At 67.4% G+C, this 20,828-nt stretch carries 21 protein-coding genes; 16 read left to right on the plus strand and 5 right to left on the minus strand.

The annotated features are described in order from the left end of the window. Positions 1-10 precede the first annotated feature (10 nt). From dkgB to GJV37_RS13145, 9 genes are all read left to right on the plus strand, one after another. Positions 11-814 (plus strand): 2,5-didehydrogluconate reductase DkgB, encoded by an 804-nt coding sequence (gene dkgB, locus GJV37_RS13105; protein WP_170858788.1) that lies wholly within the window; start codon positions 11-13, stop codon positions 812-814. A gap of 69 nt (positions 815-883) precedes the next feature. Beyond that, complete coding sequence (locus tag GJV37_RS13110; RefSeq protein WP_169887233.1) at positions 884-1,888, plus strand: zinc-binding dehydrogenase; 1,005 nt, start codon at positions 884-886, stop codon at positions 1,886-1,888. A gap of 92 nt (positions 1,889-1,980) precedes the next feature. Continuing rightward, a complete protein-coding gene (locus tag GJV37_RS13115; RefSeq protein ID WP_170858789.1) occupies positions 1,981-2,763 on the plus strand; it encodes an SDR family oxidoreductase in 783 nt (260 codons plus the stop codon). Positions 2,764-2,850: 87 nt separating this feature from the next. Next, positions 2,851-3,756, plus strand: coding sequence for a LysR family transcriptional regulator (locus GJV37_RS13120; RefSeq protein ID WP_024764416.1), 906 nt, complete (start codon positions 2,851-2,853; stop codon positions 3,754-3,756). Between the two features lie 101 nt (positions 3,757-3,857). After that, a complete protein-coding gene (locus GJV37_RS13125) occupies positions 3,858-6,023 on the plus strand; it encodes an FUSC family protein (protein WP_084359249.1) in 2,166 nt (721 codons plus the stop codon). After that, positions 6,013-6,219, plus strand: a complete 207-nt coding sequence (locus GJV37_RS13130) for a DUF1656 domain-containing protein (protein ID WP_024764415.1) — start codon at positions 6,013-6,015, stop codon at positions 6,217-6,219. The genes GJV37_RS13125 and GJV37_RS13130 overlap by 11 nt, the downstream gene beginning before the upstream one ends. Then, positions 6,220-7,179, plus strand: a complete 960-nt coding sequence (locus GJV37_RS13135) for an HlyD family secretion protein (protein ID WP_084359247.1) — start codon at positions 6,220-6,222, stop codon at positions 7,177-7,179. It abuts the gene before it with no gap. A 135-nt stretch (positions 7,180-7,314) separates the two neighbouring features. Continuing rightward, positions 7,315-7,932, plus strand: a complete 618-nt coding sequence (gene pmrG, locus GJV37_RS13140; RefSeq protein ID WP_170858790.1) for a lipopolysaccharide core heptose(II)-phosphate phosphatase PmrG — start codon at positions 7,315-7,317, stop codon at positions 7,930-7,932. Positions 7,933-7,993: 61 nt separating this feature from the next. Continuing rightward, complete coding sequence (locus tag GJV37_RS13145) at positions 7,994-9,454, plus strand: mechanosensitive ion channel domain-containing protein (RefSeq protein WP_170858791.1); 1,461 nt, start codon at positions 7,994-7,996, stop codon at positions 9,452-9,454. 12 nt (positions 9,455-9,466) lie between these two features. Here GJV37_RS13145 and GJV37_RS13150 read toward each other — a convergent pair whose 3' ends face one another. Together GJV37_RS13150 and GJV37_RS13155 are read right to left on the minus strand one after the other, a co-directional pair. Next, positions 9,467-9,820, minus strand: coding sequence for an SH3 domain-containing protein (locus GJV37_RS13150; RefSeq protein ID WP_037010563.1), 354 nt, complete (start codon positions 9,818-9,820; stop codon positions 9,467-9,469). A gap of 39 nt (positions 9,821-9,859) precedes the next feature. Next, positions 9,860-10,579 (minus strand): 2OG-Fe(II) oxygenase, encoded by a 720-nt coding sequence (locus tag GJV37_RS13155; protein WP_170858792.1) that lies wholly within the window; start codon positions 10,577-10,579, stop codon positions 9,860-9,862. Positions 10,580-10,709: 130 nt separating this feature from the next. Here GJV37_RS13155 and GJV37_RS13160 point away from each other — a divergent pair, with 130 nt between their 5' ends. Next, entirely contained in the window at positions 10,710-11,336 is a 627-nt protein-coding gene (locus GJV37_RS13160) for a class I SAM-dependent methyltransferase (RefSeq protein ID WP_024764409.1), read from the plus strand. A gap of 165 nt (positions 11,337-11,501) precedes the next feature. Here the strand turns inward: GJV37_RS13160 and GJV37_RS13165 are convergent, their stop codons facing one another. Then, the gene (locus tag GJV37_RS13165) at positions 11,502-12,530 is read right to left on the minus strand and encodes an ABC transporter substrate-binding protein (protein WP_170858793.1); all 1,029 of its coding nucleotides are present in this window, start codon (positions 12,528-12,530) and stop codon (positions 11,502-11,504) included. Positions 12,531-12,612: 82 nt separating this feature from the next. Then, the gene (locus GJV37_RS13170; protein WP_024764407.1) at positions 12,613-13,386 is read right to left on the minus strand and encodes a class II aldolase/adducin family protein; all 774 of its coding nucleotides are present in this window, start codon (positions 13,384-13,386) and stop codon (positions 12,613-12,615) included. Positions 13,387-13,558: 172 nt separating this feature from the next. On the opposite strand from GJV37_RS13170, the gene GJV37_RS13175 reads away from it, so the two are divergent. The 4 genes from GJV37_RS13175 (at position 13,559) to GJV37_RS13190 (ending at position 17,035) form a co-directional block, all read left to right on the plus strand. Beyond that, complete coding sequence (locus tag GJV37_RS13175) at positions 13,559-14,947, plus strand: aminotransferase-like domain-containing protein (protein WP_065085214.1); 1,389 nt, start codon at positions 13,559-13,561, stop codon at positions 14,945-14,947. A 77-nt stretch (positions 14,948-15,024) separates the two neighbouring features. Then, positions 15,025-15,774 carry an RNA polymerase sigma factor gene (locus GJV37_RS13180; protein ID WP_170858794.1) on the plus strand — a complete coding sequence of 250 codons (750 nt, stop codon included), beginning with the start codon at positions 15,025-15,027 and terminating at the stop codon, positions 15,772-15,774. A gap of 46 nt (positions 15,775-15,820) precedes the next feature. After that, entirely contained in the window at positions 15,821-16,246 is a 426-nt protein-coding gene (locus tag GJV37_RS13185; protein ID WP_037010571.1) for a PaaI family thioesterase, read from the plus strand. 87 nt (positions 16,247-16,333) lie between these two features. Then, the gene (locus GJV37_RS13190; RefSeq protein WP_024764403.1) at positions 16,334-17,035 is read left to right on the plus strand and encodes a YebC/PmpR family DNA-binding transcriptional regulator; all 702 of its coding nucleotides are present in this window, start codon (positions 16,334-16,336) and stop codon (positions 17,033-17,035) included. A 126-nt stretch (positions 17,036-17,161) separates the two neighbouring features. Here GJV37_RS13190 and GJV37_RS13195 read toward each other — a convergent pair whose 3' ends face one another. Next, entirely contained in the window at positions 17,162-18,058 is an 897-nt protein-coding gene (locus GJV37_RS13195) for a LysR family transcriptional regulator (RefSeq protein WP_170858795.1), read from the minus strand. Positions 18,059-18,191: 133 nt separating this feature from the next. Between GJV37_RS13195 and GJV37_RS13200 the strand changes: the two genes are divergently transcribed. Beyond that, on the plus strand, positions 18,192-19,700 hold the full coding sequence (locus GJV37_RS13200) for a CoA-acylating methylmalonate-semialdehyde dehydrogenase (protein ID WP_024764401.1): 1,509 nt from the start codon (positions 18,192-18,194) through the stop codon (positions 19,698-19,700). A gap of 138 nt (positions 19,701-19,838) precedes the next feature. Then, positions 19,839-20,714, plus strand: coding sequence for a 3-hydroxyisobutyrate dehydrogenase (gene mmsB, locus GJV37_RS13205; RefSeq protein WP_024764400.1), 876 nt, complete (start codon positions 19,839-19,841; stop codon positions 20,712-20,714). The last annotated feature ends 114 nt before the right edge of the window (positions 20,715-20,828 follow it).

The following is a 20,828-nucleotide window of genomic DNA, read 5'->3' on the forward strand; positions in this document are numbered from 1 at the left end:
GAGTTCTTCCATGAGCGTTCCCGCCTTCGGCCTCGGCACCTTCCGCCTCAAGGGCCAGACCGTCATCGACTCGATCCGCACCGCGCTGGACCTGGGTTACCGCGCCATCGACACCGCGCAGATCTACGGCAACGAAGCCGACGTCGGCGAAGCCATCGCCGGCAGCAAGGTAAAGCGCGACGATCTGTACCTGACCACCAAGATCTGGACCGAGAACTACGCCGCCGACAAGCTGATCCCCAGCCTCAAGGACAGCCTGCACAAGCTGCGTACCGACCGCGTCGAGCTGACCCTGATCCACTGGCCGTCGCCCAAGGGCCAGGTACCGGTCGCCGAGTTCATGGGCGCCCTGGCCGAAGCCAAGGCCCAGGGCCTGACCGGCGAGATCGGCGTGTCCAACTTCACCATCGCCCTGATGCAGGAGGCCATTGCCGCTGTCGGCGCCGGCCAGATCGCCACCAACCAGGTGGAACTGCACCCCTACCTGCAGAACCGCAAGGTGGTGGAGTTCGCCCAGAGCCAGGGCATCCACATCACCTCCTACATGACCCTGGGCTACGGCAAGGTGCTCAGCGACGAGGTGATCATCGGTATCGCCAAGCGCCACGGCGTCACGCCGGCGCAGGTCACCCTGGCCTGGGCGATGCAGCTGGGCTACTCGGTGATCCCGTCGTCCACCAAGCGCGAGAACCTCGAAGGCAACCTGCGCGCTGTCGACCTGCGCCTGACCGACGCCGACATGGCCGCCATCGCCGCACTGGACCGCAACGAACGCATCACCAGCCCGGAAAGCCTGGCCCCGGCCTGGGATTGATCCGCCGCTGACCGACAGCCGCCCCACCGAGGGCGGCTTTCCCGTTTCCAAGGAGTCTTCATGAGCGCTATCACTGCAGATTATGCCGCCTGGACCTGGACGCCCGGCGCCGGCCTCGATGGCCTGAAACAGGTGCGCCTGCCGATTCCGCAGCCCGGTCCGGACGAGGTACTGGTGGCCAACACCGCTATCGCGCTGAATCCGGTGGACTGGAAGATGATCGACTGGGGCCGCGACGACTGGCAGCAAGGCCAGGTACCTGGCGTGGATGGTGTCGGCATCGTCATTGCGGTGGGCAGCGAAGTGAACCTGCGCGCCGGCGCCCGCGTCGCCTACCACCAGGCGCTGACCCGTGGCGGCAGCTTTGCCGAGTACACCCTGCTGCGCGCCCGTGCTGTCTACCCGGTGCCCGATTCGCTGGACGACGCCACCGCCGCCAGCCTGCCCTGCCCCGGCCTCACGGCCTGGCAAGCACTGAATAAGCTGCCGGCCTGCAACCATCGCGATGTGCTGGTGACCGGCGCCGGTGGTGCGGTCGGCTATCTGCTCGCGCAACTGGCGCTGCAACGTGGGCTGCGCGTGTGGGTGACCGCGGCGCCGAAACACCGCGAACACCTGCTGCAACTGGGTATCGCCGGGGTCTTCGACTACCGCGACGGGCAGTGGTCCCAGCACCTGCGCGAAGCCCTCGGCCCGCGCCGCCTGCAGGGCATCTTCGATACCGTCAGCGGCAACCACGCCGCCAGCCTCGCCCCGCTGCTGGGCTACAACGGCCACCTGGTGTGCATTCAGGACCGCCAGGAAAACGCTCCGCTGCCAGCCTTCAGCACTGCCATCTCGCTGCACGAAGTGGCGCTCAACAGCATCCATGCCCACGGCGAAGCGCTGGACTGGCAGGAGCTGCACCAGGCGGCAGCGAGCCTGATGCAGGGCGTCGCCAGCGGCCAGTTGCAGGCGCCAGCGAAGCAGTTGTTCGACTTCGCCGAACTGCCCGAAGCGCTGCGGCGCTTGAAGTCCGGCGAAGGCAGCGGTAAATGGATCAGTCTGCTGCCGGCGCCGATGGTCGTTGCCTGACCAGAGCGCTGCGGGCGAAAGCGGAACTCCCATTTCGCAGGGCGAACACGTCCTACAAAGACACTCCCCGGGCAAACACACAGGAGAACAACATGGATCTGGGCATCAAGGGCCGCTGGGCCGTGGTCTGCGCCGCCAGCAAGGGGCTGGGCAAGGGTTGCGCCGTGGCGTTGGCCCGCGAGGGCGTGAACCTGGCGATCAACGCCCGCGACGTCGATACCCTCGCCGCTACCGCCGCCGAGCTGCGCCAACTGGGCGTGGAAGTGCGCGAAGTGGCCGGCGACATCAGCCAGCCTGAGGTGCGTGCCGCGCTGCTCGCCGCCTGCCCGCAGGTGGACATCCTGGTGAACAATGCCGGCGGCCCGCCACCCGGCGATTTCCGCGACTGGGAACGCGAAGACTGGCTGCGCGCCCTGGAGCTGAACATGCTCACGCCCATCGAGCTGATCAAGGCCACGGTGGACGGCATGGCCGAGCGCGGTTTCGGCCGCATCGTCAACATCACGTCCGGCTCGGTGAAGGCGCCAATCGCCACTCTCGGGCTGTCCAACGGAGCGCGCAGCGGCCTGACCGGCTTCGTCGCCGGCCTGGCACGCCAACCGCAGGTGGCGGGCAGGAACGTGACCATCAACGGCCTGCTGCCCGGCTCCTTCGATACCGATCGCCTGCGCAGCGGCTTCCACCGCGCCGCCCAGCTGAGCGGGCGCGATGAAGATGAGCTGGTGGAGGCCGGCAAGCAGGAAATCCCCGCCGGACGCTTCGGCAGCGCGGAAGAATTCGGCCAGTTCTGCGCCTTCCTGTGCAGCGCACAGGCCGGCTACCTGACCGGGCAGAACCTGTTGCTCGATGGCGGCACCTATCCGGGAACCTACTGACGGCGCCACCCTGTAGGAGCGAGCTTGCTCGCTCCTACAAAGGCCAGCCGCTACCATCCACCCCGCCGCTCCCGAACAGGCCCCCCGATGAAAGCCCACTCCGACGAACTCAAGACCTTCGCCACGGTGATCGACTGCGGCTCCATTACCGCCGCCGCCGAGCAACTGGGGCTGACGCCCTCGGCCGTGAGCCGGGCGTTGTCGAAGCTGGAGGAGAAACTCGGCACCACCCTGCTCAACCGCACCACGCGGCGGATGAAGCTCACCGAGGAAGGCGAGTTCTTCCTGGAGAACGCCCGGCACATCCTCGAACAGATGGACGCCCTGGAGGAACGCCTGGCCCTGCGCCAGCAATCCCCGGCCGGGCGACTGCGGATCAACGCCGCCTCGCCCTTCATGCTGCACGCCGTGGTGCCGCATATCGGTGCCTTCCGCGAGCGCTACCCGGACATCGAGCTGCAGCTCAATACCAACGACCTCAACATCGACCTGCTGGAGCAGAGCACCGACATCGCCATCCGCATCGGCCACCTCGCCGACTCCAGCCTGCACGCGCGCCCCCTGGGCAGCAGCCGGCTGAACCTGCTGGCGGCGCCGCAGTACCTGGAGCGCCACGGGACGCCGGGCAACCTGGAAGAGCTGCTCGGCCACTCGCTGCTGGGCTTCACCCAGCCCGAAGCGCTGAACATCTGGCCGATCCGTCACGCTGGTGGCGATACCCTGACCATCAATCCGTCGCTGTCCGCCTCCAGCGGCGAGACCCTGCGCCAACTGGCCATCGGTGGTCAGGGCATCGCCTGCCTCGCCAGCTTCATGACCTGCGACGACATCCGTGCCGGGCGGCTGGTACGAGTGCTGCCGGAGCTGACCAGTGAGCGTCGCCAGCCAATCCACGCGGTGTACTACCGCAACTCGCAACTGGCGTTGCGCATCCAGTGTTTCCTCGACTTCATCCAGGAGCGCCTGGCGCAGTCCCTGCACGCCACCGGCTGACCTAAGAAATTTCCCACAGCTGGAAAACCTCGACCACACTGAACAGGGTTCGCGACGCACCGCATCGACGGGCGTCCTCCCGCCAAGATCGAGGGCCCGGCATGTCACCCATGCTGCTGTACCTGCGCGCCATCATCCATCCCGGCCGCGACACCCTGCTGTTTGCCCTGCGCACCGTAGTCGCGGGCCTGCTGACGCTGTACCTGGCGTTCCTGCTCGACCTCGACCAGCCCAAGTGGGCGACCATGACGGTCGTCATCATCAGCACCCCGCTGGCCGGCATGACGCTGCAGAAGAGCTTCGCCCAGGTGATCGGCACCACCATCGGCGCCATGGTCGCGGTGGCGATCATGGCGCTGTTCCCCCAGGCGCCCCTGCCCTTCATCGTCACCCTGGCGCTGTGGCTGGCGATCTGCACGGCCGGCGGCACGCTGATGCGCTTCACGCATTCCCATGCCTTCGTGCTCAGCGGCTTCACCGCCGTGATAGTCGCCCTGCTGGCCCAGCCGGCGCCCGAATCCACCTACACCCTGGCCATCACCCGCGTCACCGAGACCTTGCTCGGCGTCGCCTGCGTCACTCTGGTCAGCCTGTTCTTCGCTCGCCCACAGAGCGTAGCTCGGGGGTATTTCGCCAAGGTCGACCAACTGATCCGCTTGATCGCCGTGCATGCCGCTGCGGTGATCCGCGGCGAGGAGCCGGAAGAGGACTTCCAGCAAAGACAGAAGCAACTGCTGGGCGAGATCGCCGCCCTGGAAATGTTGCGCCGCCACCTGTATTTCGACGCCCCGCGCCTGCGCGGCGCCAACGAACTGGTGCAGCAACTGGCCAACCAGCTGGTGCTGATGACCTCGCGCCTGGCCATTCTGCGGCGCCAGCGCAAGCTGATCGAAGCCCGGCTGACCGGCCCGCTGCCCGAATCCGTGCGACGGCTGCGCGAAGACGAACTGGCCTGTCTGGAGGAACTGGCCGAATTCGGTCGCTCCCTGCCCAATACCACTCGCCGACGCATCACCCAGCTGCGCCAGCGCTTCGACGCCGCCGCGCGGCAGGCCGAGGAGCTGGCCGACGGGCTGCCCGCCTCGCTGCGCTCGCTGGCCTGGGCACTGCGATTCGAACAGGCGCGGCTGATGCAGCAGCTGGACGAGATGATCGAGCTCAGCGAAGCCATCCAGGAAGGCCGACCCGGCAGCAGCACCTATCGGCAGAGCCAGGCCCAGGCGCTGCACCTGGACTTCCACCTCGCCGCGATGAACGCCACCCGCGCCTTCGTCGCGCTGTGCTGCGCCGGCTGGATCTGGGTGGAAACCGCCTGGGACGGCGCCCGCGCCGGGATGATCCTGATCGGCATCCTCTGCTCCCTGCTGGCCACCTTCCCGCGCCCGCTCATGGCCAGCCTGGCGTACATGCGCGGGCTGGCTATGGCGCTGGTGGCGGCGGCGTTGCTGCAATTCCTGCTGCTACCCAGCGTCGGCGACTTCGAGATGCTCGCACTGTTCCTCACGCCGCTGCTGTACGTGATCGCGGTGGGCCTGGCCAATCCGCAGACCGCCGGGATCGGCATCGGCCTGGGGCTGTCAACCTTCCTGCTGGTGGGCCCGCAGAACCAGGGCGCGTGGATCAACACGTCGCTGCAATGGTTCGAGTTCGCCGGTGGCTATGTCAGCGCCGGCGTGCTGGCGCTGCTGGTGTACGCCTGGGTGTTCCCCTTCGACGCCGACGCCCGCCTGCGCCGCCAGTCGCGGCGGACCCGCGCCGAGGTGCGCTCGGTGCTGCTGTCCAAACCCAGCGAGGCGCGCCGCTTCCTGTTCGAGAGCCGCATGGTGGATCGCCTGGCAATCATGCTCGGGCTGCTGCCGGCGGCGCGCGACAGCCAGTCCGGCGAGCGCTTCCAGTGCAGCCTGGCGAGCATGACCCTGGGCGTGGTGCTGCACCAGTTGCGCCGCGAGAGCCTCAACCCCGGCGGCCTGCCGCAAACCCTGCGCGCCCGACTGTCGCTGCTGCTGGATGAGCTCGCCGCCTGCCTCGACCAGCCACCCGCCGCCCCGCTGCACCGGGTGCTGCCGGCCATGCGCGAGCTGGGAAATGAGCTGGACGAGCTGCAGAGCCTCGGCAGCTACCCCAGTGGCGACGCCATGCGCCCGGTGTTCGTCAGCGGCGTGGCGCTGCTGGTGGCCGCCGATCTGCTGGAGCGCTTCCGCGACCTTTACGGCGAATCCACCGCCTTCCACGACGACCCTGGGGAACCCGCGCTGCATGCCCGTTGATATCGAATTGGGCGGGGTCTACCTGCCGCCGCTGGCCCAGGCCCTGCTGCTGGCCGTGCCGATCTTCCTGCTGCTGGACTGGAGCCTGCGCCGACTCGGCGTGTTGCGCCTGGTCTGGCACGAGGCGCTGTTCGAAGGAGCGCTCTACGCCTGCCTCTGTGCCGGCCTGATCCTGCTCATGGGAGCCCTGCACTGAATGGCCGGCCTGCGCAAAGCCCTACCGCCGCTGATCACCCTGGCCGTCGTGGCGCTCGCCCTGGTCCTCGGCTTCTTCGCCTGGACCTACTACACCCGTGCGCCCTGGACCCGCGACGCCCGGGTGCGTGCCGACGTGGTGACGGTCTCGGCCGACGTCACCGGGCGCATCGTCGAATTGCGGGTGAAGGACAACCAGCACGTCAGCAAGGGCGACCTGTTGCTGAGCATCGACCCGGCGCGCTACGAGCTGGCGGTATTGCACGCCGATCGCGCGGTGGAAGTCGCCCGCGCCGCGCTCGGCCAGTCCCAGGCCGCCATCGCTGCCAACCAGGCGCTGCTGCGTCAGAGGCAGAGCGAGGAAGTCCGCCGCAAGGCGCTCAAGGCCCGCTCGGCAATCTCCAACGAGGAGTGGGAGAAGGCTCACACCGACGTCACCGTGGCCGAGGCGCAACTGCTGCGCGAGCAAGCCAACCTGGGGCTGGCGCAAGCCAATGTCAGCCTCGCCGAGGCCGCGCAGAAACAGGCCCGCCTCGATCTGGAACGCACCCAGGTGGTGGCGCCGGTGAACGGCTACGTGACCAACCTGCTGACTCGCGCCGGCGACTACGCCACGGCCGGCCACTCGCTGGTGGCGCTGGTGGACAGCGATTCCTTCTACGTCGGCGGCTACTTCGAGGAAACCAAGCTGCCGCGCATCCGCGAGGGCGACGCGGTGAACGTGCAACTGATGAGCGGCGAGCGCTTCGCCGGCCGCGTCGAAAGCATCGCCTTCGCCATCACCGACCGCGAGAACGCCCCCGGTGCGCGACTGCTGGCGAACATCAACCCGAGCTACACCTGGGTCAAACTGGCCCAGCGCATCCCGGTACGCATCGCCATCGCCCCGGACTACAAGGGCCGTGACCGCCTGCGCGCCGGCACCACCGCCACCGTCAGCGTGGTCGAAAGCCCTCGTTAGACTCGATCTTCCGATGGGCAGGCGGAACTTTCATCAGCGCCTCGTCATCAACCCATCGCGTGATTGTCACCCGCCCGGTGCAACATGCGCCCAGCTTCCCGCATCCCGCGCGGCAGCCACCGCCGAGGATCGCCCTTGCCCCGCCTTCGCCTTCTGGCCGCTTCCCTGCTGACCTGCACCACCCTCGCCCTGGTGGCCTGGCGCGCGCTGCCCTCGCCACTGGAGGACGTGCCCAGCAGCAGCCTGTTCGCACAGAACTGGGCCCGTGGCGGCGTCGTCCTGCTGGTCCGTCACATGGAGCGCTGCGACCGCTCCAGCGCCGAATGCCTGGGCGCCGCCGACGGCATCACCGAGCGTGCCGCCGCCCTGGCACGGAGCATGGGCGCGAGCATCACCCGCCTGGGCCTGACCGCCACCGACATCTACAGCAGCCCCGCCAACCGCACCATGCAGACCGCCGACCTGATGTTCGACCGCAGTGTGGCGCGCCAGGACTGGCTGCTCACCTGCAAGGACGGCGACCTCGCCGCGCAGATCCGCGAACACAAGGCCGAGCACCGCAACCTGGTGCTGGTCACCCACAGCGAATGCTTCGACCTCCTGCGCGAGAACCTCAAGGTGCGCGAGACCGACACGCCCGAGTACGGCAGCGCCCTGGTGCTGTTCGACGAGGCCCAGCCGCGGTTGCGCATCGCCGGCGAAGTCGAGACCGATGAATGGCTGAAGCTGGTGAACCCGCACAACCCGAGCTGAGGCCGCTGCCAGAAAGCGCTTTCTGTGCCATCTTCTTGCGATCGCTCCAAGGAGAGGCTCGATGCCCGCCCTGCTCACTAGCCACCCACTGTTCGCCGCCCCCATCCTGCTGCTGATCGACCTGCTGCTCTGGCGGCTGGTCGGCCCGGCCCATCCGCATTGGCGCCTGGCCGTGCGGCTGGTCGGTTTCCTGCTGTTCAGCCTGCTGCTGTTCAATGCCGGGATGAACCCGCTGCGCGCCGCACCCTGGGCGGACGACCTGCCCAGCCACATGGTCGCCACCGCCGTGCAGATCATCTGGTGGCTGTTCGCCGCGCGCTGCCTGACGGTCGTGCTGGGCTTCCTGCTGGTGCAGCGCATCGGCCATGGCGGGCGGTTGCTGCAGGATGTGGTCGGCGCGCTGATCTTCCTGGTCGCCATCATCGCTGCCGCCGGCTATGTGCTGGAGCTACCGGTGAAGGGCCTGCTGGCGACTTCCGGGGTGGTCGCCATCGTCCTCGGCCTCGCGCTGCAGAGCACCCTGAGCGACGTGTTCTCCGGCATCGTGCTGAACACCACCAAGCCGTACCAGCTGGACGACTGGATCTCCATCGACGGCATCGAGGGCAAGGTCACCGAGATCGACTGGCGCTCCACCTACCTGCAGACCTCCCAGGGCACGCTGGCCGTGGTGCCCAACTCCCTCGCCGCCAAGGCCAAGGTGCTCAACCTCAGCCGCCCGGCGAACCTGTATGGCGTCAGCGCGAGCCTGACGGTCAGCCCGCACATCCGCCCGCGCAAGGTGATCGAGGCGCTGGAGCACGCCCTCGGCGGCTGCCGCGCCCTGCTGGCCAACCCGGCGCCGGCGGTCAGCGTGCGCAAGTCCGCGCCCGATGGCGTGGAGTACGAGATGAGCGGCTTCGTCGCCGCCATGGGCGAGAAGCGCGAGGTGCGCAACCAGTTGTTCGACCTTGCCTACCGCCACCTGCAGGCCGCCGGCATCAACCTGCTGGCCGAGGCCGACGCACCGATGCGCGAAAGCGCCTCGCGGGCGCGGGCGTTGCTGGTGCGCTCGGGGCTGTTCGATGCGCTGCGGGACGAGGAGCGTGACGAACTGGCCAGCCGCATGCAGCGCCGGCCCTTCAAGCAAGGGGAAGTGCTGCTGGCGCCGGGGGATGTCAGCGACCGCCTGCTGATCATCGACTCGGGCGTCGTCAGCGTCACCCTGCCCCAGGATGCCCAGAGCATCGAAGCCGGACGCATGGGGCCGGGCGAAGTCTTCGGCGAGGCCGGCGTGCTCACCGGCTCCGGCTGGCAGGCGCAATTCACCGCCATGAGCGACGGCGCGGCCTATTACATCGACAAGGAAACCCTGGCGCCCTGCATGGAAGCCCGCCAGGAGATCGCCGAGGCCATGGGCCGCCTGCTGGACTTCCGCCAGAAGGCCAGCGCCGCGCTGCTGGTCGAGCAACCCACAGTGGTGCAGCAGCGCGGGCTGATGGCCTGGCTCAGGCAGCACGCCGGGCGCCGCTACAAGGCCTGACCCGTCGCCGGGTCAGGCGCTGACTTCCTGCAGGCAATCCAGCGGTACCCAGCCGGCCTCGCCGCCGGAGCGGACGCACCAGAGCCAGCCACCGAGCTCGCGGCCGCCTTCGAGCCGCTCGCCGACCTCCACGTCGAGTTCGCGGGCGGTGTAGTCCTCCATCGCCACCCCGGCGCCTGGCGCGGTCATGCTGAACACCTGCGCCGGCACCCAGCCTTCGCGCTGCCCTGGCGTGGAGCAGAAGTACCAGTCTTCCCAGCCCTCGGCGCCTTCGTAGCGTTCGCCGACGAACAACGGCGCCCCCTTGGCGAAGGTGATGGGCGTGGGGTACTCGCTACGGTGGCGTTGAATCACTTCGTAGTGCATGTCTCTCTCCCGGCTCCCTCGACCGATCCATGCTACTCCTCACAACGCATCGTGGAAGATCAGCCCGAGGGTGAAGCGCTCACCGGTATGCAGGCGGCTGACGCCATGGCGCAGGTTGACCCGGTGGTAGCCGCGCACGCCCCGTACCGGCCGCTGAGCCACGGCGAACACCACGGCATCGCCCTGCCTGAGCGGCACCACGGCCACCCGTGACTGCATGCGTGGACGCTGCTCGGTGAGGACGAACTCGCCGCCCTCGAACTCCTCGCCCGGTTGCGACAGCAGGATCGCCACCTGCAACGGGAAAGCCAGCTCCCCATACAGGTCCTGGTGCAGGCAGTTGTAATCGCCGGCGCGGTAGCGCAACAGCAAGGGCGTCGGCCGCCGCTGCCCGGCGGCATGGCAGTGAGCGAGGAAGCCGGAGTGCTCCGGCGGGTAATGGATACCGGTCCCCATGCGCTCGTGCCAGCAGTTGGCGATCGCGCGCAGTGGCGGATAGAAGGCTCCGCGCAACGCCTGCAGCAGTACCGGCAAGGGATAGGCGAAGTAACGGTACTCACCGAGGCCGAAGTTGTGCCGGGCCATGATCACCCGGCTGCGGAACGGCTCGTCCTGGTCGTAGAGCGCGCGCAGGGCTTCGCATTGCGCCTTGTCGAGCAGGCCCGGGATCAATGCATGGCCGTCGGCGTCGAGGCGCTCAGCCAGCAGCGGCCAGTCCAGGGCGGCGATTCGAAGGGCAAGGATGGGGATGACGGGCATCTTGAAGGTCCGTGGAAACCAGGCTCCAGTCTAGGTTCGCCCCTGCCCCAGCGCGCCCCGAGGCCGACTTTCAAACTGCCCGCAGCGACGCATTGTAGAATCAACCACTCATTCTCGATCGAACACGGCCATGCCCCCCGAAGACCCGATCCTGCGGGACATTTCCCGCGTGACCCTGCAGCATTACCAGGAGCGCGCCGAAGCGTTTCGCGAAGGCACCTGGGACCACGATGTCACCCAGAACATCGCCGCGCTGCTGCGGCATATCCAGGGCGATGCGCCCTTCGCCCTGCTCGACTTTGGCTGTGGTCCTGGGCGTGACCTGTGTGCACTGAAGCGCCTGGGACATGAGCCAGTCGGCCTGGACGGCTGCGCCGACTTCGTCGCCATGGCCCGCGAGACCAGCGGCTGCGAGGTCTGGCAGCAGGACTTCCTCGCTCTCGACCTGCCCGCCGAGCGCTTCGACGGCATCTATGCCAATGCCAGCCTGTTCCACGTCCCGCGCAGTGAACTGCCACGGGTGCTCGGCCAGTTGCAGGCAGCGCTGAAGCCGGGTGGCGTGCTGTTCAGCTCCAACCCGCGCGGGGAGAATCAGGAGGGCTGGAATGGCGGGCGCTATGGCTCCTACCACGATCTGCAGAACTGGACGCGCTTGCTGGAAGCCGCGGGATTCCGCGAGCTGGAACACTACTACCGCCCCACCGGCCTGCCGCGCGAGCAGCAGCCCTGGCTGGCGAGTGTGTGGCGCAAGGTTTGACGGCTTACAGCAGCCGGAAGTGATTCGCGAGCAAGCTCGCTCCTCCAGGCCAATGTCGTTGCAACCGTGTAGGAGTGGGCTTGCTCGCGAACCCGCCTGACGTCCGGCCGAAGACCAGACGCTCTCCTCTGGACGGCGCGGGCAGTATTACCCGCGCCGCTGCGGTCAGCCCTTCGCCGCCCAGGCGTTGAAGCGCTGCTCCAGGTCCTCGCCGTGGTCGACCCAGAACTCGAAGTTCACCGGGACAGCCTGTTCGAGGTTCGCCGGTGCGGTGTTCAGGCGCTCCACCAGCTTCGGATCGAGCAGCTTGGTAGTCCCCAGGTTGACCGAGCCGTAGCCCAGCTTCACCGTGTGGATCTTCTGCTGTTCGGGCTGGAGCGAGAAGGCGATGAAGTCCTCGGCGGCCTTCTTGTTCGGGCTGCCCTTGGGGATCGCCCAGGAGTCGATGGCATACAGGCTGCCATTCCACACCACCTTCATCGGCGCGCCCTCTTCCTGGGCGGCGAAGGCGCGGCCGTTGTAGGCGGTACTCATGGCCACGTCGCCGCTGGCGATGAACTGCATCGGCTGCGCGCCGGACTCCCACCACTGGATCGACGGCTTGATCTCATCGAGCTTCTTGAACGCGCGGTCCACGCCTTCTTTCGTCGCCAGCACCTTGTACAGGTCTTCCTTCTTCACGCCGTCGGCCAGCAGGGCGATCTCCAGGGTGTACTTGGCGCCCTTGCGCAGCGAGCGCTTGCCGGGGAATCTCCTGGTGTCCCAGAAGTCCGTCCAGCCGGTGGGGCCGTTGGCGAAGCGCTTGCCGTCGTAGACCATGGCCATCGACCAGACCAGCAGGCCGGCGCCACAGTCGGAGAGGGTGCCGGGCACGTAGTCCTCGGCCTTGCCGAGTACCGCCGGGTCGAGCTGCTCGAACAGGCCGTCCTCGCAGCCGCGCAGCAGCTCCGGGCCTTCCACCTGGACGACATCCCAGTTGACGCTGCCGGTGTCGACCATGGCCTTGATCTTGCCCATTTCGCCGTTGTACTCGCCGGCGATCACCTTCATGCCTTCCTTCTTCTCGAAGGGTTTGTAGAAGGCTTCGGTCTGTACATCCTTGCTGGTGCCGCCGAAGGAGATCACGGTCAGGTCAGCAGCCATGGCGCCGGACGCCACGCCCATGAGCAGGGCTCCCAGAATCGGGTTCTTCATTTCCACCTCTTGGCTTTGTTGTTGGCAGATTGCTTAAGCACGCAGGCGCCCGGCCTCTGCGGACCGGGGCACGATAACAGGGTCAGGTGCGGTAGACCGCCTCGCCGTCCTCGATCAGGCGCAGCGCCGATTCCCAGGCCAGCAGGTGCAGGCCGTCGACCAGCGCTTCTTCTTCCTGCACGGCAACGCGCTCGCATACCGCGGGCGCCGGGTAGCGCAACTGGCGACCGCCGGCCAGGGCCTGGACCTGCGCCTGGCAGGCGCGTTCGAGGAAGTAGATCTGGTTGAAGGCTTCGGCGATGCAGCGCCCGGTGGCCAGCAGGCCGTGGTTGCGCAGGATCATCACCATGTGGCTGCCCAGGTCGTTGACCAGGCGCGAGCGCTCGTCCGGGTCCAGGGCGATGCCTTCGTAGTCGTGGTAGCCCAGGCGGTTGTAGAACTTCAGCGCGTGCTGGCTGATCGGCAGCAGGCCGTCTTCTTGGGCGGACACCGCGATGCCGGCGGCGGTGTGGGTATGGATCACGCAGGCCACGTCTTCGCGGGCGGCGTGTACCGCGGAATGGATGTTGAAGCCGGCACGATTGACGCTTTTCGGGCCAAAGCGCGGGTCGATGACGTCGCCCGCGTGGTCGACCTTCACCAGATCGGAGGCGCGCATTTCGTGGAACAGCACGCCGTAGCGGTTGATCAGGTAGTGGCCCGGCTCGCCCGGCACCCGCGCCGAGATGTGGGTGTCGATGTGGTCGGTCCAGCGGAAGTGCGCGATCAGGCGATACAGCGCGGCGAGGTCGCAGCGGGCCTGCCACTCTTCGGCGGAAATACTCGACGGATCGATGTTGTAAGCTGTGTCACGCATGACGGGTGGTCCTTGTTGTTCTGTCAGGCTGTGCGGCGAATTGCCGCCGTCTGGGACCGAGTGTGCTGGGCGCGCCCCGCCCGCGCCATGCACAGGCACCCTGGAGAATTTGCAGTGCTGTTATGGTCCACCGACCTGTACAGATCCTTCCTCACCAGAATCGGACCCTCGGATGCTGTTGCTCGACCCCACCTCGGACACTCCCCTGGTCACCCAGATCGTCGACGGCATCGCCCAGGCCATCGACGAGCAGCGCCTGCGTGCAGGCGCCAAGCTGCCCTCGATCCGCAAGTTCGCCCAGGCCAACGGCGTCAGCCACTTCACCGTGGTCGAAGCCTACGACCGGCTGGTGGCGCGCGGCTGCCTGAACGCGGTGCCCAATGCCGGCTTCTACGTGCGCGGCCCGGCGCTCGAGGACAGCGCCAGCGCCGAAGCACCGACGGAATTCGACTTCGACGCGCACCTGCTGCTGCACAAGGTCTTCCAGCCGCTGGGCATGGAGATTCGCCCCGGCGTCGGCCTGCTGCCGGAACACTGGCTGGATGGCGAAGGCCTGCAGCGCGGGCTGCGCAGCCTGGCGCGGGAAGAGCCGACGCAGTTCGGCAACTACGGCCACAGCAAAGGCAACCTGAAGCTGCGCGGCAAGCTCGCCGACCGCATGGGCGACGCCGGCGTCGCCGCCAATCCCGAGCAGATCCTGCTGACCGCCGGCGCCAGCCAGGCGCTGGACCTCACCGTGCGCTACCTGGTGCAGCGCGGCGATCCGGTGCTGGTGGACGAACCCGGCTACCACAACCTGTTCCTCAACCTGCGCCTGCAAGGTGCGCAACTGCTCGGCGTGCCGCGCAGCGCCGACGGGCTGGACCTCGACCGCCTGGAGCAACTGGCCCGCGAGCACCGGCCCAAGGTCTATTTCACCCAGGCGCGCCTGCAGAGCCCCACCGGCGGCAGCCTGTCCCTGGCCGCCGCGCACCGCCTGCTGCAACTTGCGGAAAGGTACGATTTCCTCATCGTCGAGAACGATATCTACGCCGACCTCGACCCGGCCGGTCAGATGCTGCTGGCCAACCTCGACCAGCTGGCGCGGGTGATCTACATCGGCAGCCTGTCGAAAGTCATTGCACCGGCACTGCGCACCGGTTTCATCGCCGCCCACCCGGAGCTGATCGAAGAGCTGGTGCCGCTGAAGATGGTCAGCGGCCTGACCAGCTCGGAACTCACCGAAACCCTGGCCCTGGACATCCTCCTGCAAGGCCGCCACCGCAAGCACGTACGGCAGTTGCGCGACCAGCTTGGCGAAGCCCACGACAGCGTGGCGCGGCGCCTGGAAGCAGCCGGCCTGGAAGTCTTCCACGAACCCCGCGCCGGGTTGTTCCTCTGGGCCCGGCACCGCGCGGTGGACGATGCCACCCTGCTCGCCAGCCGCGCCAAGGAAGCGAAGATCCTGCTGTTCCCCGGCCAGCTGTTCATGCCCGATGGCCGCAGCGTGCCGTGGATGCGCTTCAACGTGGCGCATTCCCTGGATGAGCGGCTGTACGCTTTTCTTTCCCGGCAGGGCTGAAGACGGTCACAAAACTCGCGGCAGCCAAGTCCAAGGAAGAAGAGCCGGAATTTCCCCGGCCACGTCAGGAGGACACCGTGAAGTTCCCAGCCATCGAACCCGAGCAACTGCAACGCGCCCGGCAGGGCGAACCCGCTGCCCTCGACGCACTGCTGCTGGCCTCGCAGGCGCCGGTGTACAACCTCGCCCTGCGCATGCTCGGCCGCCGCGAAGACGCCCAGGACGCCAGCCAGGAAGTCCTCCTGCGCATCACCACGCACCTCGCCAGCTTCCGTGGCGACAGCCAGTTCTCCACCTGGGCCTTCCGCATCGCCAGCAATGCGCTGCTCACCGCGCGCACCAAGGTCCGCGAGACGCCCACCGTGTCGCTGGACGCCCTGGCCGACAAGCTCGACCTCGGCCTGCGTCTGGCCCAGGCCAACGAGCGCCCGCTGGAGCCAGCGGACAAGCTGGCCGCCGAACGCATCGCACTGGCCTGCACCCAGGGCATGCTGATGTGCCTGGAGCGTGAACAGCGCCTGGCCTACGTGCTGGATATCGCCTTCGGCCTGGATTCGGAAACCGCCGCCGCCGTGCTGGAGGTCGAACCGGCGACCTACCGCAAGCGCCTGTCACGGGCGCGCCAGCGGCTGGACGACTTCATGCAACAGCATTGCGCTCTGGTGAATCCCCAGGCGCCCTGCTCCTGCGAGCGCCAGGCACTGGCCCTGCCGGCCGGCGTGAACGACACCCGCAAGGCCGAAAGCGAACTGCTTGCCCTCACCCCCTGGCCGACGCAGCGGCGGTATTCCGCGCGCACCCGGATTACCAGGTGCCGCAACGGGTGATCGAAACCGTGCGCGCCGTGCTGCAGCAGCACACCGGAGGCTGGCAATGAACGCTTTCGCCGATCTGGGCTATCCCGAGGGCTTCCAGCCACTGCAACGGCGCAACCCGCTGCTGGACCTGCTCGGTCCCTTCCTGGTGCGTGGCGAAGGCGATTCGCTGGAACTGGGCCTGCTGCTGGACGAACGCCACACCAATAGCCGCGGCGGCGTGCATGGCGGCATTCTCGCTACCCTGGCGGACATCGGCATGGGCTACGCCATGGCCTTCTCCGGCCAACCACCACAGCCGCTGGTCACCGCCAGCCTGACCCTGGACTACGTTTCCAGCGCCCAGGTCGGCGACTGGCTGAGCATCCGCCTGCTGCACAGCCGGCGCGGCAGGCAGATGGCTTTCGCCAATGCGCTACTGTCGGTGGACGACAAGGTGGTCGCCCAGGCCAGCGCGGTGTTCGCGGTGCCGGCGCAGCGCTGAGCCGCCGGATATCGCCGCAAATATCGCCAGAGTCCGCGCAAGGCCTTAGACTTGCCGCCCATCAGCAACCGCCAGCAAGAGATCACTATGGGCGCCCAGTGGAAAGCCAAACATAAAGAAGTCGCCGCCAACGCCAAGGGCCGCGTGTTCGGCAAACTGTCGAAGGAAATCATGATCGCCGCGCGCAATGGCGCCGACCCGGACATGAACCCGAAACTGCGCCTGGTCGTCGAGCAGGCGAAGAAGGCCTCGATGCCCCGCGATACCCTGGAGCGCGCGATCAAGAAGGGCGCCGGCCTGCTGGATGGCGCCGCCACCTTCGAGCGCGTGGTCTACGAAGGCTTCGCGCCGCACCGCGTGCCGGTGATCGTCGAGTGCCTGACCGACAACGTGAACCGCACCATCGCGGAAATCCGCGTGCTGTTCCGCAAGGGCCAGCTCGGCGCCTCCGGCTCGGTAGCCTGGGACTTCGATTACCTGGGCCTGGTCGAGGCCACCCCGGCCAGCGCTGACGCCGACCCGGAACTGGCCGCCATCGAGGCCGGCGCCCAGGACTTCGAGCCGGGCGAGGAAGACGGCGACACCCTGTTCCTCACCGACTCCACCGACCTTGACGCCGTCTGCCGCGCCCTGCCCGAGCACGGCTTCACCGTTGCCTCGGCCAAACTCGGCTACAAGGCGAAGAACCCGGTCAGCCTGTCCGGCGCGGAACTGGAGGAAGTCGAAGCCTTCCTCGACGCCCTGGACGGCAACGACGACGTGCAGAACCTTTACGTCGGTCTGGCGTAACGCAGAACGGGCGGCCCATTGGCCGCCCGTTTTCTTTGTAGACCGCGCATCCCGTAGGGCGCATATCGCCCCAAGCGTTATCCGTCGTCCTGCATACGGCGGATGAATCGTACCGATTCACGCGCCCTACGCTTTCCGTCCCATCAACACTTCCTGGCTGCTCTCGGCCTTCTCGCGCAGGAAGTCCCAGGTCGTGCGCATCCGCGCGATGTCCTTGAGCTCCGTGGGCATCAGCATCCAGAACGTCCGCACGAACTCGATCTCGCCAGCCAGCACCGGCTGCAGCGACGGGTCTTCGCTCGCCGCGAACGCCGGCAGGATCGCCAGACCCGCGCCCTCCGCCACCGCCCGCTGCTGGGCGAGGATGCTGGTGCAGCGCAGCGCCATGTGCAACGGCCGGCCGATCTCGTCGAGGTATTGCAGTTCCTTGCTGTACAGCAGGTCGTCGACATAGCCCACCAGCGCGTGCTCGCGCAGGTCGTCGCGCGTGCGGATCGGCCCGCGTTCGGCCAGGTAGTCCTTCGAGGCATAGAGCCGCAGCACGTAGTCGGTCAACCGGGTGATCAAGTAAGGACCGCGACCGGGCCGCTCCAGGGTGATCACGATGTCCGCCTCGTGACGTGACAGCTGTAGCGCACGCGGCACCGCCAGCAAATCGACGCCCAGGTGCGGGTGGCGCTGGTTCAGCTCCACCAGCTGCGCGGTCAGCAGCGTCGAACCGTAGCCCTCGGTGGCGCCGATGCGCACCTTGCCGGAGAGGTTGTCCTCGGTGCCGGCCAGGCGTTTCTCGATCACCTTGCAGGCGCTTTCCATCGCCTCGGCCTGGGGCAACAGACCATGTCCGGCTTCGGTCAGCCGATAGCCGGCAGGTTCGCGCACCAGCAATTGCGCGCCGATGCTCTTTTCCAGCGCCTGCAGGCGCCGGGCCACCGTGGTGTGGTCCACGCCCAGGCGCCGCGCCGCTACCGTGAGTTTGCCGGCACGAGAGAGTTCGAGGAAAAACCGCAGGTTGTCCCAGTCCATGTGCGCTCCTGTGCGCCACCTCTATCTGCAAAAATGCAGACCATACTTGCACATCACCTCATTGAGCACATCAAAAATGCACTGTTAGGATCGGACCACACAAGAACAAAGCCTTCAGGCTGGGAGAACCACGATGACTGCACCTGCCGTCCCGACCGTCAAACTCTTCCTCGACGGCAAGCCCGTCGAGTCCACCACCGCCGAATGGCGCGACGTGATCAACCCCGCCACCCAGGAAGTCCTCGCCCGCGTGCCCTTCGCCACGCCCGAAGAAGTCGAGCGCGCGGTGGCCAGCGCCAAGGCCGCGTTCAAGACCTGGAAGAAGACCCCCATCGGCGCCCGCGCACGAATCTTCCTCAAGTACCAGCAACTGATCCGCGAGAACATGAAGGAACTGGCGGCCATCCTCACCGCCGAACAGGGCAAGACCCTGCCCGACGCCGAAGGCGACGTGTTCCGCGGCCTGGAGGTGGTCGAGCACGCCTCGGCCATCGGCAACCTGCAACTGGGCGAGCTGGCCAATAACGTGGCCGGCGGCGTGGATACCTTCACCATTCTCCAGCCCATCGGCGTGTGCGCCGGCATCACCCCCTTCAACTTCCCGGCGATGATCCCGCTGTGGATGTTCCCGATGGCCATCGCCACCGGCAACACCTTCGTCCTCAAGCCCTCCGAACAGGACCCGATGGTGACCATGCGCCTGGTCGAACTGGCCCATGAGGCCGGCGTGCCGCCGGGTGTACTGAACGTCATCCATGGCGGCCCGGACGTGGTGAACGCCATCTGCGATCACCCGGACATCAAGGCCGTCTCCTTCGTTGGCTCGACCCGTGTCGGCACCCACGTCTACAACCGCGCCTCGCTGGCCGGCAAGCGCGTGCAGTGCATGATGGGCGCGAAGAACCACGCCGTGGTGCTGCCCGACGCCAATAAGGAACAGACGCTGAACGCCATTGCCGGCGCCGCTTTCGGCGCCGCCGGGCAACGCTGCATGGCAGTCTCGGTGGCGATCCTGGTGGGCGAAGCCAACGAATGGATTCCCGACCTGGTGGCCAAGGCCAGGACCCTGAAAGTGAGTGGCGGCACCGAGGCCAACACCGACGTCGGCCCGCTGGTTTCCTGCGCGGCGCTGGACCGCGTCAGCGGCCTGATCGAGCGCGGCACCCAGGAAGGCGCCACGTTGGAACTGGACGGCCGCAATCCGCAGGTCGTCGGCTACGGCAAGGGCAACTTCGTCGGTCCGACCGTGTTTTCCGGCGTTACCCCGCAGATGACCATCTACCGCGAGGAAATCTTCGGCCCGGTGCTTTGCGTCGTGTCGGTCAAGACCTTCGACGAGGCCATCGAGCTGATCAACGCCAACCCCAACGGCAACGGCACCGCGCTGTTCACCCGCTCCGGCGCTGCCGCACGGCACTTCAAGGAGGAAATCGACGTCGGCCAGGTGGGCATCAACGTGCCGATCCCGGTGCCGGTACCGCTGTTCTCCTTCACCGGCTCGCGCGGCTCCAAGCTCGGCGACCTCGGCCCATACGGCAAGCAGGTGGTGCAGTTCTATACCCAGACCAAGACCGTCACCGAACGCTGGTTCGACGAGAATGAGGTCGGTGGTGCGGTGAACACCACCATCAATCTGAAGTAAGACTGCCCGCCCGCCTGCCCCGAGCCGGCCCGGACTTCAGCAGGGATGCTGGTCCGGATTCGGCACCACGCGGGCGGGCACCCTTTCCGGCGCTCCGACCACGGAGCGCTTCCAGTACAAGAAGAAGAGGAAATCCCCATGCGCATCGGTTTCATCGGACTCGGCAACATGGGCGGGCCCATGGCCGCCAACCTGCTCAAGGCCGGCTTCGACCTGAGCGTCTTCGATCTTTCCGCCAAGGCCGTGGAGGCCGCCGTAGCCTTGGGCGCACGCGCGCTCGGCTCGCCAGCCGAAGTGGCTCGCGACGACGTCGAGGTGATCATCACCATGCTGCCGGCCGCCGCCCATGTGAAGCAGGTGTTCCTCGGCGACGATGGCCTGCTGGCCAACGTGCAATCCGGCGTGTTGCTGATCGATTCGTCCACCATCGACCCGCTGAACGCCCGCGAGGTCTCCGCCGCCGCCCTCGCCCACGGCAACCCCATGCTTGATGCGCCGGTTTCCGGCGGGACGGCTGGCGCCGCAGCGGGCACCCTGACCTTCATGGTCGGCGGCGAACAGGCCGACTTCGAGCGCGCGCGCCCGGTGCTGGCCGCCATGGGCAAGAACCTCGTGCACTGCGGTGGCGCCGGCAACGGCCAGGTGGCCAAGGTGGCGAACAACCTGCTGCTGGGTATCTCCATGATCGGCGTAGCGGAAGCCATGTCCCTGGGCGTGAAGCTGGGTATGGACGCCGAAGTGCTGGCCGGCATCATCAACACCTCCAGCGGCCGCTGCTGGGCCTCGGAGATCAACAACCCGCTCACCGGGGCCCCGGCGGCGCGCGGCTACAGCGGCGGCTTCGGCACCGACCTGATGCTCAAGGACCTGGGCCTGGCCAGCGAGGCCGCGCGACAGATCCGCCAGCCGGTGCTGCTTGGTGCATTGGCCCAGCAGCTGTTCCAGACCTTCAGCAACCAGGGCAACGGCCAGCTGGACTTCTCGGCGATCGTGAAGCTGTACCAACAGGGCTAGGTCCGCCAGGGCGTTCCGCTTTTCTGTAGGAGCGAGCTTGCTCGCGAACCTCTTCGCTTCGAGGCCGGTTCGCGAGCAGGCTCGCCCCTACAAAGGTCCCACTCCGCGACACGT

Source organism: Pseudomonas nitroreducens, assembly GCF_010994165.1.
GTDB classification, from domain to species: Bacteria; Pseudomonadota; Gammaproteobacteria; order Pseudomonadales; family Pseudomonadaceae; genus Pseudomonas; species Pseudomonas nitroreducens.

Excerpts from the sequence above, each read along its gene's own strand:
- dkgB (WP_170858788.1), top strand. The coding sequence starts at position 11 with ATGAGCGTTCCCGCCTTCGGCCTCGGCACCTTCCGCCTCAAGGGCCAG.
- GJV37_RS13115 (WP_170858789.1), top strand. The coding sequence starts at position 1,981 with ATGGATCTGGGCATCAAGGGCCGCTGGGCCGTGGTCTGCGCCGCCAGC.
- GJV37_RS13120 (WP_024764416.1), top strand. The coding sequence starts at position 2,851 with ATGAAAGCCCACTCCGACGAACTCAAGACCTTCGCCACGGTGATCGAC.
- GJV37_RS13125 (WP_084359249.1), top strand. The coding sequence starts at position 3,858 with ATGTCACCCATGCTGCTGTACCTGCGCGCCATCATCCATCCCGGCCGC.
- GJV37_RS13130 (WP_024764415.1), top strand. The coding sequence starts at position 6,013 with ATGCCCGTTGATATCGAATTGGGCGGGGTCTACCTGCCGCCGCTGGCC.
- GJV37_RS13135 (WP_084359247.1), top strand. The coding sequence starts at position 6,220 with ATGGCCGGCCTGCGCAAAGCCCTACCGCCGCTGATCACCCTGGCCGTC.
- GJV37_RS13145 (WP_170858791.1), top strand. The coding sequence starts at position 7,994 with ATGCCCGCCCTGCTCACTAGCCACCCACTGTTCGCCGCCCCCATCCTG.
- GJV37_RS13150 (WP_037010563.1), bottom strand. The coding sequence starts at position 9,820 with ATGCACTACGAAGTGATTCAACGCCACCGTAGCGAGTACCCCACGCCC.
- GJV37_RS13155 (WP_170858792.1), bottom strand. The coding sequence starts at position 10,579 with ATGCCCGTCATCCCCATCCTTGCCCTTCGAATCGCCGCCCTGGACTGG.
- GJV37_RS13160 (WP_024764409.1), top strand. The coding sequence starts at position 10,710 with ATGCCCCCCGAAGACCCGATCCTGCGGGACATTTCCCGCGTGACCCTG.
- GJV37_RS13165 (WP_170858793.1), bottom strand. The coding sequence starts at position 12,530 with ATGAAGAACCCGATTCTGGGAGCCCTGCTCATGGGCGTGGCGTCCGGC.
- GJV37_RS13170 (WP_024764407.1), bottom strand. The coding sequence starts at position 13,386 with ATGCGTGACACAGCTTACAACATCGATCCGTCGAGTATTTCCGCCGAA.
- GJV37_RS13175 (WP_065085214.1), top strand. The coding sequence starts at position 13,559 with ATGCTGTTGCTCGACCCCACCTCGGACACTCCCCTGGTCACCCAGATC.
- GJV37_RS13185 (WP_037010571.1), top strand. The coding sequence starts at position 15,821 with ATGAACGCTTTCGCCGATCTGGGCTATCCCGAGGGCTTCCAGCCACTG.
- GJV37_RS13190 (WP_024764403.1), top strand. The coding sequence starts at position 16,334 with ATGGGCGCCCAGTGGAAAGCCAAACATAAAGAAGTCGCCGCCAACGCC.
- GJV37_RS13195 (WP_170858795.1), bottom strand. The coding sequence starts at position 18,058 with ATGGACTGGGACAACCTGCGGTTTTTCCTCGAACTCTCTCGTGCCGGC.
- GJV37_RS13200 (WP_024764401.1), top strand. The coding sequence starts at position 18,192 with ATGACTGCACCTGCCGTCCCGACCGTCAAACTCTTCCTCGACGGCAAG.
- mmsB (WP_024764400.1), top strand. The coding sequence starts at position 19,839 with ATGCGCATCGGTTTCATCGGACTCGGCAACATGGGCGGGCCCATGGCC.